Below are 13048 nucleotides of genomic sequence, written 5' to 3'. Positions count from 1 at the left end.
CCGGGCAATAACATCAGGCACTATCCTGCAAACTGCGGGCATACATCCGCCCTTCGGCGGCCAGCGCCCGCAGGCTTGGATCCTGCTCGCGGTTGCGGGCAAAGACGATGGCGATCAGCTGTTGCATCTGGTACGGCTCGGCAAGCTTCAGGAGCTGCACGGAATTCTCATAGACCTTTTTCATCCTGCCCGGCATCAGCGTAAAGCCCACTCCCGCCTGCACCAGACTGAGCATGGAGAAAATGTCATTCACCCGGGTAACAATCTCCGGCTCGAACCCGGCGATATGAAACGCCTCCTGGAAGCCTGCATAGGTGGCGAACCCTTCCGCAAGAGAGACAAATTTCCGATCTTTATAGTCGCGCAGATCGGCCGGGCCGCGGGTATTGAGCGTCGCGGAGGCCGGTGCGGCAAGGAAGATGTCGTCATGGAACAGCGGGAGCACTTCCAGGCTGTTACGGTCGATATCGCTCTCGGAAATGGAGATAAGAATGGCGTCCAGAGAGCCTTCATCCAGCATGTGCAGCAGGGTTTCGTTGGAGCCCATCGTCAGATCCATTTCCAGATCCGGACGACGTAGCTTCATGCCCATGATCAGACGCGGCACGGTTTCCAGGGTGAGCGAGTAGAGCGTTCCGACTCGCAGCCGCCCCTGGCCGATCCCGGCAATTTTGCGCGACGCTTCCAGCCCGCGCTCCATCACCTGCATCACTTCCTGACAATATTCCAGTAAGGTCCAGGCGGAAGGGAGAGCAATCAGGTTGCGCCCCTTATGGGTAAAGAGCGGACAGCGCACGTTCTCTTCCAGCGTGTGCAGCGCACGGTGAACGCTGACGCCGCTCAGGCCCAGAGTTTCGGCGGTACGCGCGATATTCCCCTTCTCCATAAACGTCATGAAGATGCTGAGCTTGCGGAATGTAATCTCGCTCGTGTTATCGAAACTCATAGCCCTCCCGGTATCAGTCAGCCTGCAGCATCGCTTCCAGCTGTTCCTGCGCGTCCAGCCACGCCATCTCACACTCTTCAAGGCTGGATTTGGTCTTCGCCTGGGTTTGCAGGCAGTCCGTCAGTTCGGCTTTACGGCTCTGGTCATACAGACCGCTGTCGCCGAGCTTCTCTTCAACGGTAGCAAGCGTGGCGTTGAGCTTTTCCATCTCTTTTTCGAGACGGGCAATCTCTTTACGCAGCGGCTGAGTCTGGGTGCGCAGCTCCGCTTCACGGCGCTTCTGGTCTTTACGTGCCTGCGCGCTGTTGGCGTTGTCTTTCGCCGACTCTTCCGGCTGGTTTTCCTGCTTCTGCACGTCCGTCAGCCACTGCTGGTAGTCTTCCAGATCGCCGTCGAACGGTTCGACTTTGCCGTCGTGCACTAAGTAGAGATCGTCCGTGGTGGAGCGGATCAGGTGACGGTCGTGTGACACCACCACCAGTGCGCCTTCGAACTCAATCAGCGCTTCGGTCAGCGCCTGACGCATGTCGAGATCCAGGTGGTTGGTCGGTTCATCGAGCAGCAGCAGGTTCGGGCGCTGCCAGACGATCAGCGCCAGCACCAGACGGGCCTTTTCGCCGCCGGAGAAGCGCTCGGTGTTTTCGGTGACCTTATCGCCCTGGAAGCCGAAGCCGCCGAGGTAGTCGCGCAGCTTCTGCTCCATCTCCTGCGGCGCCAGACGCGCGAGGTGCTGAATCGGGGATTCATCCGCGCGTAAAAATTCCAGCTGATGCTGGGCGAAGTAACCCAGCTTGATGCCCTTCGCCAGGCCGATTTCACCCTTGACCGGATTAAGCTCGCCCGCCAGCAGTTTGATCAGCGTGGATTTACCGGCACCGTTGCGCCCGAGCAGACCAATACGTGAACCCGGCACCAGGTTGAGCTTGATGGAGTCGAGAATAATGCGGTCGGCATAACCCGCGCTGACCTTTTCCATTTTCAGCAGGGGATTTGGCAGGCTTTCCGGGGCCCGGAAGCTGAAGTGGAACGGGTTGTCGACGTGCGCCGGGGCGATCATCTCCATGCGCTCCAGCATCTTGATGCGGCTCTGGGCCTGCTTCGCCTTTGACGCCTTGGCCTTGAAGCGATCTACAAAGCTTTGCAGGTGCGCCACGCGCTGCTGCTGGCTTTCATACATGGACTGCTGCTGGGCAAGACGCGTCGCGCGCTGGCGCTCGAAGGAGCTGTAGTTGCCCGTGTACTCGAACATCGTTTGCTGTTCGATATGAATGATTTTATCCACCACCGGGTCAAGGAAGTCTCGGTCGTGGGAGATCAGAATCAGAGTGCCCTGATAGCTCTTGAGCCACTTCTCCAGCCAAATAACCGCATCGAGATCGAGGTGGTTAGTCGGTTCATCGAGCAGCAGCAGGTCAGAGCGGCAGATCAGCGCCTGCGCCAGGTTGAGGCGCATGCGCCAGCCGCCGGAGAAGTCGCTGACCGGGCGTTCCAGCTGCTCATTGCTGAAGCCCAGGCCGTGCAGCAGGCTGGAGGCGCGGGAGCGAATGGTCCACGCGTCGATGGCGTCCAGCTTGCCGTGAACGGTGGCGATGGCGTGGCCGTCGTTGCGCTCGTTTGCGGCATTGAGTTCCGCTTCGAGCTTACGGTACTCACGATCGCCGTCGATAACATAGTCGAGTGCCGGTTCGCTCAGGGCTGGCGTCTCCTGGTTCACCCAGGCGAGCTGCCAGTTCCCCGGGAAGGTGCAGTTACCGCCATCCGCGCTAATCTCGTTTTTCAGCAGCGCCAGCAGCGTGGATTTACCACAGCCGTTTTTGCCGACCAGGCCCACTTTCTGGCCCGGGTTGATGGTAGCAGTGGCGTTATCCAGCAGGACGCGCACGCCGCGACGAATTTGTAACGAGGAGAAAACAATCATAGAAGCGCCGTATGTTCCGACTATGTTAATTTGTCATTATGATAATGTAAGGTGTGGGCCGTTTTCCGCACCGGGCCGCCATGGTAGCCCAAAACAGCGACGATACACAAAAACAGAAACAAGACCGGGAGGGGAATGATGTCTCAGACAGCAAAAGTGCTGCTGCTGTATGCCCATCCGGAATCTCAGGACTCGGTGGCAAACCGGGTGCTGCTTAAGCCGGCTACTCAGCTCAGCAACGTGACGGTGCACGATCTCTACGCGCACTATCCTGATTTCTTTATTGATATTCCTTACGAGCAGGAACTGCTGCGTCAGCATGACGTGATTGTGTTCCAGCATCCGCTTTATACCTACAGCTGTCCGGCGCTGCTCAAAGAGTGGCTGGACCGCGTGCTGAGTCGGGGCTTCTCCAGCGGGGTGGGGGGCAACCAGCTGGCGGGAAAGTACTGGCGTAGTGTGATTACGACCGGTGAACCCGAAAGCGCCTACCGCCACGACGGGCTGAACCGCTATCCGATGAGCGACATTCTGCGGCCTTTTGAGCTGACGGCGGCCATGTGCCGTATGCACTGGATGAGCCCGATTATTGTCTACTGGGCCCGTCGTCAGGATCCGAAAGAGTTGGCCAGCCACGCCAGAGCCTACGGTGAATGGCTGGCGTCACCGATTCCGGCAGGAGGGCGTTAATGGAAGGATCGAATTTGCTCCTCGCCGGGGTGCTGTTTTTATTTGCGGCCGTCGTCGCGGTGCCGCTTGCAGCGCGTATTGGTATCGGTGCGGTACTGGGGTATCTGCTGGCGGGGATCGCGATTGGCCCCTGGGGACTGGGATTCATCAGCGATGTGGATGAAATTCTCCATTTCTCCGAGCTGGGCGTGGTGTTCCTGATGTTCATCATTGGCCTTGAGCTCAACCCTTCTAAATTGTGGCAGCTCCGACGCTCCATCTTTGGCGTAGGTGCCGCTCAGGTGTTGCTCAGCGCCGCGATTCTGGGTGGCCTGTTAATGCTGACGAATTTCTCCTGGCAGGCGGCGGTGATCGGCGGGATAGGCCTTGCGATGTCGTCGACGGCGATGGCCCTGCAACTGATGCGCGACAAGGGGATGAACCGTAACGAAGCCGGTCAGCTGGGTTTTTCGGTGCTGCTGTTCCAGGATTTGGCGGTCATCCCGGCGCTGGCGCTGGTGCCGCTGCTGGCGGGCTCCGGTGACGACCACTTTGACTGGGCGAAAATCGCCATGAAGGTGCTGGCCTTCGCGGGGATGCTCATCGGCGGGCGTTTCCTGTTACGTCCAGTGTTCCGCTTTATTGCCGCGTCGGGCGTTCGCGAGGTATTTACCGCCGCGACGCTGCTGCTGGTGCTGGGATCGGCGTTATTCATGGACGCGCTGGGGCTGTCGATGGCGCTCGGGACCTTTATCGCCGGGGTGCTGCTGGCGGAGAGCGAGTATCGGCACGAGCTGGAAATTGCCATCGATCCCTTCAAAGGGTTGCTGCTAGGTCTGTTCTTTATTTCGGTCGGGATGGCGCTCAACCTTGGCGTGCTCTATACCCATCTGCTGTGGGTTGTGGTGAGCGTCGCTATCCTGGTGGCGGTGAAAACGCTGGTGCTGTACGTTATGGCGCGCATTTACGGCCTGCGCAGTTCGGAGCGCATGCAGTTTGCGAGCGTGTTGAGCCAGGGAGGCGAGTTCGCGTTTGTGCTGTTCTCTACCGCCTCGTCCCAGAAGCTGTTTAAAGACGATCAGATGGCGCTTTTGCTGGTAACGGTCACGCTGTCCATGATGACCACGCCGCTGCTGATGAAGATGGTGGATAGACTACTGTCGCGCCGCCTGAACCCGGCAGACGACGAAGACGAAGCGCCGTGGGTGGAAGACGATAAGCCCCAGGTGATCGTGGTGGGCTTTGGCCGCTTTGGACAGGTAATCGGCCGTTTGCTGATGGCGAACAAAATGCGCATTACGGTGCTGGAGCGGGATATCAGCGCGGTCAACCTGATGCGCAAATATGGCTACAAGGTTTACTACGGCGACGCGACCCAGCTTGAGCTACTGCGCTCGGCGGGGGCAGAGGCGGCAGAGTCCATCGTCATTACCTGTAACGACCCGGAAGACACGATGAAGCTGGTGGATCTCTGCCAGCAGCATTTCCCCCATCTGCATATTCTGGCGCGTGCGCGGGGACGTGTTGAAGCTCACGAATTATTGCAGGCGGGTGTGAAACACTTCTCCCGTGAGACGTTCTCCAGTGCGCTGGAGCTGGGGCGCAAGGCGCTGATCTCGCTTGGCATGCATCCGCATCAGGCGCAGCGCGCCCAGATGCATTTCCGCCGGCTGGATATGCGGATGCTGCGCGAGCTGATGCCGGTCCATACCGATACGGCGCAGATCTCCCGCGTGCGGGAAGCGCGTCGCGAGCTGGAGGAGATCTTCCAGCGCGAGATGCAGCAGGAACGACGCCAGCTCGATGGCTGGGATGAATTTGAATAAAGGGTAACAAAAGATGGCTGTACATAAACGCTTTATCGCGGGTGCAAAATGCCCGACCTGCCAGGCGCAAGATACCCTGGCGATGTGGCGGGAAAATAATATTGATGTTGTTGAGTGTGTTAAGTGCGGTCACCAGATGCGTGAGGCCGACAAAGAGGCGCGCGAGCACGTTCGCAAAGAAGAGCAAGTTATCGGGATTTTTCATCCGGACTAGCGATATGCCCTGAGTTTTTTTAAGCTAAAGGGTACACAGGTGCAGATTTCCGCTACAATCTGCGCCAGCAATTTTCCCACGCTCAGGAGATATCATGAAAGTAGCAAAAGACCTGGTGGTCAGCCTGGCCTATCAGGTACGTACAGAAGACGGTGTGTTGGTTGATGAGTCTCCGGTGAGTGCGCCGCTTGACTACCTGCATGGTCACGGTTCCCTGATTTCCGGCCTGGAAAACGCGCTGGAAGGTCATGAAGTTGGCGACAAATTTGACGTTGCTGTAGGCGCGAACGACGCTTACGGTCAGTATGACGACAACCTGGTTCAGCGCGTTCCTAAAGACGTGTTCATGGGCGTTGACGAACTGCAGGTTGGCATGCGCTTCCTGGCGGAAACCGACCAGGGCCCGGTTCCAGTTGAAATCACCGAAGTGGAAGATGACCACGTCGTGGTTGACGGCAACCACATGCTGGCTGGCCAGAACCTGAAGTTCAACGTAGAAGTTGTTGCGATCCGCGAGGCGACCGAAGAAGAGCTGGCTCATGGCCACGTTCACGGTGCGCACGGTCACGACCATGACCACGATCACGGCCACGACGGCTGCTGCGGTGGTCACGGCCACGACCATGGTCATGACCACGGCCACGGTAAAGGTGGTTGCGGTAACGGCGGCTGCGGCTGCCACTAATTCCGTCATGCGGAAAATAAAAAAGCGGGATTATCCCGCTTTTTTTACGCCTCAATAATGAGGCGGTGGCGTCTCTTCTGACTGAGAGGCGATGTTCGACGGCTGCGTAGCCTTCAGCTTTTCCGTCAGCAGGCGCATATGATCCCGCAGTTTCGCCATTTCGAGCTCATGTGCGGTCACGGTCTGGTTTAGCTCTTCGATGGTGATGTCCTGAAAAGCCAGGCGGCTTTCCAGCTCAGCCATTCTCGCTTCTAATGCTGTATCCTTCATCATTCACCTCGTTTATTTCAGATTCGCCATAATGGCCCAGCGGCGGCGCAGTTTAACTGAGTTTATCCTTAAGTACAGTTCGCATCCCTCTGGCAAGAAACTTATTTAAACAAAAATAGTCTGAAAAGTGGCGAGAATTGGACGTGTCTGTCTGTAGATTTCTTCTGCAACGTTTTATAGTACGTCACTCATTTACGTTTAACGCTGGGGTGAGAGTCCCCAGGCCCTGGAGATATGGATGAAATCACTGTTTAAAGTAACGCTGCTGGCGACGACGATGGCTGTTGCGCTGAACGCGCCGCTGTCATTCGCTGCTGATACTGCTGCGAAGCCTGCTGCCACTGCAGACAGCAAAGCAGCGTTCAAAAATGACGACCAGAAATCCGCCTACGCACTGGGCGCATCTCTGGGTCGTTACATGGAAAACTCTCTGAAAGAACAAGAGAAACTGGGCATCAAACTGGATAAAGCTCAGCTGATCGCGGGCGTTCAGGACGCATTTGCCGATAAGAGCAAGCTGTCTGACCAGGAAATTGAACAGACTCTGCAGGCGTTCGAAGCGCGTGTGAAGGGCGCCGCGCAGACTAAGATGGACGCGGACGCTAAAGACAACGAAGCGAAAGGCAAAGCCTACCGCGATGCCTTCGCTAAAGAGAAGGGTGTGAAAACCTCTTCGACTGGCCTGGTATACAAAGTTGAGAAAGAAGGCACCGGCGATGCGCCTAAAGACAGCGACACGGTTGTCGTGAACTACAAAGGTACGCTGATCGACGGTAAAGAGTTTGATAACTCTTACACCCGTGGTGAGCCGCTCTCCTTCCGTCTGGATGGTGTGATCCCTGGCTGGACTGAAGGCCTGAAAAACATCAAGAAAGGCGGCAAGATCAAGATGGTTATTCCACCGGATCTGGCCTATGGCAAAACCGGCGTTCCGGGGATCCCTGCCAACTCTACGCTGGTCTTTGACGTAGAGCTGCTGGACATCAAACCGGCACCGAAAGCGGATGCCAAGGCAGACGCACCGGCTGACGATAAAGCCGCTGCTGCTAAGAAGTAATGCTGAAAAAAAACCGCCGCCTTTAAGGCGGCGGTTTTTTATTGTGGGGCAGATATAATTAACACTGGAAAGCGTTAGGCACGCTGTATTAATTTAGTTGTCCGTGTAGATAATGAGCCTGCCCTGAAAACCTAACGACAGGCTCCTGAAAAGGAGTGTTTTTTTCATGTCCAGGTCGCTTTTAACCAACGAAACCAGTGAACTTGATTTGCTGGATCAACGTCCTTTTGACCAGACCGACTTCGATATTCTGAAATCCTATGAAGCGGTAGTGGACGGGTTAGCGATGCTCATTGGCTCCCACTGCGAAATCGTATTGCACTCCCTGCAAGATCTGAAGTGTTCCGCCATCCGCATTGCGAATGGTGAGCATACTGGCCGTAAAATTGGCTCGCCAATTACCGACCTTGCATTGCGTATGTTGCATGACATGACCGGCGCGGACAGCAGCGTCTCCAAATGCTATTTCACCCGCGCCAAAAGCGGCGTGCTGATGAAATCAGAAACCATCGCGATTCGAAACCGCGAGCATCGTGTAATTGGGCTGCTGTGCATCAACATGAACCTTGATGTGCCTTTCTCGCAGATCATGAGCACCTTTATTCCACCCGAAACGCCGGATGTTGGCTCTTCTGTTAACTTTGCCTCTTCCGTCGAAGATCTCGTCACGCAGACGCTTGAGTTCACCATTGAAGAGGTGAATGCCGACCGCAACGTCTCGAACAACGCCAAGAATCGCCAGATCGTGCTCAATCTCTATGAAAAAGGGATTTTTGATATTAAAGACGCCATCAACCAGGTGGCCGATCGTCTGAACATCTCCAAGCACACGGTCTATCTCTATATTCGCCAGTTCAAAAGCGGTGATTTCCTGGGACAAGACAAGTAATGCGTTATGCGTTAATGGTGACAGGCCCGGCGTACGGGACTCAGCAGGCAAGCAGCGCGCTGCAGTTTGCGCATGCGCTGCTGGCAGCCGGACATGAGCTGGCGAGCGTCTTCTTCTATCGGGAAGGGGTGTATAACGCGAACCAGTTTACGTCGCCGGCGAGCGATGAGTTTGATGTGGTGCGCGGCTGGCAGGCATTAAACGAAAAGCAGGGCGTAGAACTGCACATCTGCGTGGCGGCGGCACTGCGCCGCGGCGTGACCGATGCAACCGAAGCCGCCCGTCTTGGTTTGTCGGGTTCTAACCTGCAGCCCGGTTTTTCGTTAAGCGGTTTGGGCGCGCTGGCACAGGCGGCGCTCACCTGCGACAGAGTGGTGCAATTCTGATGAAGCGCGTGGCATTTGTTTTTGCGTCTGCGCCGCACGGGAGCGCTTCTGGCCGCGAAGGGCTGGATGCGTTACTTGCGACGTCCGCGCTGACCGAAGATATCGGCGTCTTCTTTTTAGGGGACGGTGTGTTTCAGCTTCTGGCAGGTCAGCAGCCACAGGCCATTCTGGCGCGGGATTACATCGCTACGTTTAAAGTGCTGCCGCTGTATGACATTGAAACCCTTTATGTCTGCGCCGACTCGCTGGCCGCTCGCGGTTTGGATGAGAAGACGCCTTTCGTGCTGGATGTGACCGTCGTCTCTTCTGCGGCATTGCGCGAACACCTTTCCCACTACGACACCGTTCTGACTTTCTGAGGCTACCATGCTCCATACTCTGAGCCATTCACCATGGCAATGTGATATCGACGCGTTACTGAGTATGCTGCGCGACGGTGATGACCTGCTGCTGATTCAGGACGGCGTGCTTGCCGCACTTGAAGGCAGCCGCTTCGTTGAAATGCTCACGAATGCCCCCATAACAGTTTCTGCGCTGAAAGACGATCTGGATGCGCGGGGTCTTTCTGGTCAAATTTCAGCCAAAATTGACGTGGTTGGCTATACTGATTTCGTCAATCTTACTGTGACGCACGCCAGTCAAATGAACTGGTGATTTGAGATCGCTGTATATTTCTTGACACCTTTTCGACGTAGCCCTAAAATTTCGCGTCCTCATATTGTATGAGGTCGTTTTATTACGTGTTTACGAAGCAAAAGCTAAAACCAGGAGCTATTTAATGGCAACAGTTAACCAGCTGGTACGCAAACCACGTGCACGCAAAGTTGCGAAAAGCAACGTGCCTGCGCTGGAAGCCTGCCCGCAGAAACGTGGTGTATGTACTCGTGTATATACCACCACTCCTAAAAAACCAAACTCCGCACTGCGTAAAGTATGCCGTGTGCGTTTGACTAACGGTTTCGAAGTGACTTCCTACATCGGTGGTGAAGGTCACAACCTGCAGGAGCACTCCGTGATCCTGATCCGTGGCGGTCGTGTTAAAGACCTTCCGGGTGTTCGTTACCACACCGTTCGTGGTGCGCTGGACTGCTCAGGTGTTAAAGACCGTAAGCAGGCTCGCTCCAAGTACGGCGTGAAGCGTCCTAAGGCTTAATGGTTCTCCGTTAAGTAAGGCCAAACTGATTTATCTTAATGTCATACTAAACTCTTTGAGTTTTGGACAATCCTGAATTAACAACGGAGTATTCCCATGCCACGTCGTCGCGTCATTGGTCAGCGTAAAATTCTTCCAGATCCGAAATTCGGATCAGAACTGCTGGCAAAATTTGTAAATATCCTGATGGTAGATGGTAAAAAATCTACTGCAGAAGCAATCGTATACAGCGCGCTGGAGACCCTGGCTCAGCGTTCTGGTAAAAATGAACTGGAAGCTTTCGAAGTCGCTCTCGACAACGTTCGCCCAACTGTAGAAGTTAAGTCCCGCCGCGTTGGTGGTTCTACTTATCAGGTTCCAGTTGAAGTTCGTCCGGTTCGTCGTAATGCCCTGGCAATGCGTTGGATCGTTGAAGCTGCTCGTAAACGCGGTGATAAATCCATGGCTCTGCGTCTGGCGAACGAACTTTCTGATGCTGCAGACAACAAAGGTACTGCAGTTAAGAAACGTGAAGACGTTCACCGTATGGCAGAAGCCAACAAGGCGTTCGCACACTACCGTTGGTAATCCCTTCGGAGTCTTAGTCACCAGGCGGGCGCTTCAGAGAAGCCGCCCGCTCTGGGTAACTTAACTGAACGCCTAAAGATATAAACGAGGAATCAAATGGCTCGTACAACACCCATCGCACGCTACCGTAACATCGGTATCAGTGCGCACATCGACGCCGGTAAAACCACTACTACCGAACGTATTCTGTTCTACACCGGTGTAAACCACAAAATCGGTGAAGTTCATGACGGCGCAGCCACCATGGACTGGATGGAACAGGAGCAGGAGCGTGGTATCACTATCACCTCCGCAGCGACTACTGCATTCTGGTCAGGTATGGCTAAGCAGTACGAACCGCATCGCGTAAACATCATCGACACCCCAGGGCACGTTGACTTCACCATCGAAGTAGAACGTTCCATGCGTGTTCTTGACGGCGCGGTAATGGTTTATTGCGCAGTTGGTGGTGTTCAGCCACAGTCTGAAACCGTATGGCGTCAGGCGAACAAATATAAAGTTCCACGCATCGCGTTCGTTAACAAAATGGACCGTATGGGTGCTAACTTCCTGAAAGTTGTTGGCCAGATCAAAACCCGTCTGGGCGCGAACCCTGTTCCGCTGCAGCTGGCAATTGGTGCTGAAGAAGGCTTCACCGGCGTTATCGACCTGGTGAAAATGAAAGCCATCAACTGGAACGATGCAGACCAGGGCGTTACCTTCGAATACGAAGATATCCCAGCTGCAATGCAGGACCTGGCTGACGAATGGCACCAGAACCTGATCGAATCCGCTGCTGAAGCTTCTGAAGAGCTGATGGAGAAATACCTGGGTGGTGAAGAACTGACTGAAGAAGAGATCAAAAAAGCTCTGCGTCAGCGCGTTCTGAACAACGAAATCATCCTGGTAACCTGTGGTTCTGCGTTCAAGAACAAAGGTGTTCAGGCGATGCTGGATGCGGTAGTTGACTACCTGCCATCCCCAGTTGACGTTCCTGCGATCAACGGCATCCTGGACGACGGTAAAGATACCCCGGCTGAGCGTCACGCAAGCGACGAAGAGCCATTCTCTGCACTGGCGTTCAAAATTGCTACCGACCCATTCGTGGGTAACCTGACCTTCTTCCGCGTTTACTCTGGTGTGGTTAACTCCGGTGACACCATCCTGAACTCCGTGAAAGCGGCGCGTGAGCGTTTTGGCCGTATCGTACAGATGCACGCTAACAAACGTGAAGAGATCAAAGAAGTTCGTGCGGGCGACATCGCTGCAGCTATCGGTCTGAAAGACGTGACCACTGGTGACACCCTGTGTGACCCGGATCACCCGATCATTCTGGAGCGTATGGAATTCCCAGAGCCGGTAATCTCCATCGCAGTTGAACCAAAAACCAAAGCTGACCAGGAAAAAATGGGTCTGGCTCTGGGCCGTCTGGCGAAAGAAGACCCATCATTCCGCGTATGGACTGATGAAGAATCTAACCAGACCATCATCGCTGGTATGGGTGAACTGCACCTGGACATCATCGTTGACCGTATGAAGCGTGAATTCAACGTTGAAGCGAACGTGGGTAAACCTCAGGTTGCTTACCGCGAAGCGATTCGCGCGAAAGTTACCGATATTGAAGGTAAACACGCTAAGCAGTCTGGTGGTCGCGGTCAGTACGGTCACGTTGTGATCGACATGTACCCACTGGAGCCGGGCTCTAACCCGAAAGGTTACGAGTTCATCAACGACATCAAAGGTGGTGTAATTCCTGGCGAATACATCCCAGCCGTTGATAAAGGCATCCAGGAACAGCTGAAAGCGGGCCCTCTGGCTGGCTATCCGGTTGTTGACATGGGTGTTCGTCTGCACTTCGGTTCTTACCACGACGTTGACTCCTCTGAACTGGCGTTTAAACTGGCTGCGTCTATTGCCTTTAAAGAAGGCTTTAAGAAAGCAAAACCAGTTCTGCTTGAGCCAATCATGAAGGTTGAAGTAGAAACTCCTGAAGAGAACACCGGTGACGTTATCGGTGACTTGAGCCGTCGTCGCGGTATGCTGCGTGGTCAGGAATCCGAAGTAACTGGCGTTAAGATCCACGCTGAAGTTCCGCTGTCTGAAATGTTCGGATATGCAACTCAGCTGCGTTCTCTGACCAAAGGTCGTGCATCATACACCATGGAATTCCTGAAGTATGATGATGCGCCTAACAACGTTGCTCAGGCCGTTATTGAAGCCCGTGGTAAGTAATCCACAGGATTAAAACCTAAGTCCCGTGCTCTCTCCACAGGGGAGAGCACTATAGTAAGGAATATAGCCGTGTCTAAAGAAAAATTTGAACGTACAAAACCGCACGTCAACGTTGGTACTATCGGCCACGTTGACCATGGTAAAACTACCCTGACTGCTGCAATCACTACCGTTCTGGCTAAAACCTACGGTGGTTCTGCTCGTGCATTCGACCAGATCGATAACGCACCAGAAGAAAAAGCTCGTGGTATCACCAT

At 54.8% G+C, this 13048-nt stretch carries 16 protein-coding genes; 13 read left to right on the top strand and 3 right to left on the bottom strand.

Annotated features, from left to right (window positions below; all coding sequences use genetic code 11):
* Window positions 1-13: 13 nt before the first annotated feature.
* Together C6A40_RS11735 and C6A40_RS11730 are read right to left on the bottom strand one after the other, a co-directional pair.
* Window positions 14-946 carry a LysR family transcriptional regulator gene (locus tag C6A40_RS11735; protein ID WP_021242218.1) on the bottom strand — a complete coding sequence of 311 codons (933 nt, stop codon included), beginning with the start codon at window positions 944-946 and terminating at the stop codon, window positions 14-16.
* A 13-nt stretch (window positions 947-959) separates the two neighbouring features.
* Window positions 960-2864, bottom strand: a complete 1905-nt coding sequence (locus tag C6A40_RS11730; protein ID WP_045333939.1) for an ABC transporter ATP-binding protein — start codon at window positions 2862-2864, stop codon at window positions 960-962.
* 138 nt (window positions 2865-3002) lie between these two features.
* Between C6A40_RS11730 and kefG the strand changes: the two genes are divergently transcribed.
* The 4 genes from kefG to slyD all read left to right on the top strand — a co-directional run bounded on the left by kefG (window position 3003) and on the right by slyD (window position 6258).
* Window positions 3003-3554 (top strand): glutathione-regulated potassium-efflux system ancillary protein KefG, encoded by a 552-nt coding sequence (kefG, locus tag C6A40_RS11720; protein ID WP_014885493.1) that lies wholly within the window; start codon window positions 3003-3005, stop codon window positions 3552-3554.
* Complete coding sequence (kefB, locus tag C6A40_RS11715) at window positions 3554-5359, top strand: glutathione-regulated potassium-efflux system protein KefB (protein ID WP_008503012.1); 1806 nt, start codon at window positions 3554-3556, stop codon at window positions 5357-5359. The genes kefG and kefB overlap by 1 nt, the downstream gene beginning before the upstream one ends.
* 13 nt (window positions 5360-5372) lie before the next feature.
* A complete protein-coding gene (locus C6A40_RS11710; RefSeq protein ID WP_045333941.1) occupies window positions 5373-5573 on the top strand; it encodes a YheV family putative zinc ribbon protein in 201 nt (66 codons plus the stop codon).
* A gap of 94 nt (window positions 5574-5667) precedes the next feature.
* Window positions 5668-6258 (top strand): peptidylprolyl isomerase, encoded by a 591-nt coding sequence (slyD, locus tag C6A40_RS11705; protein WP_008503010.1) that lies wholly within the window; start codon window positions 5668-5670, stop codon window positions 6256-6258.
* A 51-nt stretch (window positions 6259-6309) separates the two neighbouring features.
* Here the strand turns inward: slyD and C6A40_RS11700 are convergent, their stop codons facing one another.
* Entirely contained in the window at window positions 6310-6528 is a 219-nt protein-coding gene (locus tag C6A40_RS11700; protein WP_024907948.1) for a protein SlyX, read from the bottom strand.
* A 238-nt stretch (window positions 6529-6766) separates the two neighbouring features.
* Here C6A40_RS11700 and fkpA point away from each other — a divergent pair, with 238 nt between their 5' ends.
* The 9 genes from fkpA to C6A40_RS11655 all read left to right on the top strand — a co-directional run.
* Window positions 6767-7585 carry an FKBP-type peptidyl-prolyl cis-trans isomerase gene (fkpA, locus tag C6A40_RS11695; protein ID WP_008503008.1) on the top strand — a complete coding sequence of 273 codons (819 nt, stop codon included), beginning with the start codon at window positions 6767-6769 and terminating at the stop codon, window positions 7583-7585.
* Window positions 7586-7751: 166 nt separating this feature from the next.
* Entirely contained in the window at window positions 7752-8474 is a 723-nt protein-coding gene (locus C6A40_RS11690; RefSeq protein ID WP_003861697.1) for a helix-turn-helix transcriptional regulator, read from the top strand.
* On the top strand, window positions 8474-8860 hold the full coding sequence (gene tusD, locus C6A40_RS11685) for a sulfurtransferase complex subunit TusD (protein ID WP_023345014.1): 387 nt from the start codon (window positions 8474-8476) through the stop codon (window positions 8858-8860). The genes C6A40_RS11690 and tusD overlap by 1 nt, the downstream gene beginning before the upstream one ends.
* The gene (gene tusC / locus C6A40_RS11680) at window positions 8860-9219 is read left to right on the top strand and encodes a sulfurtransferase complex subunit TusC (RefSeq protein ID WP_008503006.1); all 360 of its coding nucleotides are present in this window, start codon (window positions 8860-8862) and stop codon (window positions 9217-9219) included. Before tusD ends, tusC begins: the two co-directional genes overlap by 1 nt.
* 7 nt (window positions 9220-9226) lie before the next feature.
* Window positions 9227-9514: a sulfurtransferase complex subunit TusB gene (gene tusB, locus C6A40_RS11675; RefSeq protein WP_008503005.1), complete on the top strand. Its 288-nt coding sequence runs from the start codon at window positions 9227-9229 to the stop codon at window positions 9512-9514.
* Between the two features lie 124 nt (window positions 9515-9638).
* Window positions 9639-10013 (top strand): 30S ribosomal protein S12, encoded by a 375-nt coding sequence (gene rpsL / locus C6A40_RS11670; protein ID WP_000246815.1) that lies wholly within the window; start codon window positions 9639-9641, stop codon window positions 10011-10013.
* Between the two features lie 96 nt (window positions 10014-10109).
* Window positions 10110-10580 carry a 30S ribosomal protein S7 gene (rpsG, locus tag C6A40_RS11665; RefSeq protein WP_004106370.1) on the top strand — a complete coding sequence of 157 codons (471 nt, stop codon included), beginning with the start codon at window positions 10110-10112 and terminating at the stop codon, window positions 10578-10580.
* Window positions 10581-10676: 96 nt separating this feature from the next.
* Window positions 10677-12791, top strand: a complete 2115-nt coding sequence (fusA, locus tag C6A40_RS11660; protein ID WP_008503004.1) for an elongation factor G — start codon at window positions 10677-10679, stop codon at window positions 12789-12791.
* Between the two features lie 69 nt (window positions 12792-12860).
* Window positions 12861-13048: GTP-binding protein (locus tag C6A40_RS11655; protein ID WP_044347782.1), on the top strand; the 188-nt coding region annotated here is incomplete at its 3' end.

Origin of the sequence: Enterobacter sp. GER_MD16_1505_Eko_090 (genome assembly GCF_003331015.1) — a bacterium.
Taxonomy (GTDB): domain Bacteria; phylum Pseudomonadota; class Gammaproteobacteria; order Enterobacterales; family Enterobacteriaceae; genus Enterobacter; species Enterobacter roggenkampii.
The sequence above is the reverse complement of the archived record's forward strand: the minus strand, read 5'-3'. Positions and strand labels throughout refer to the sequence as shown.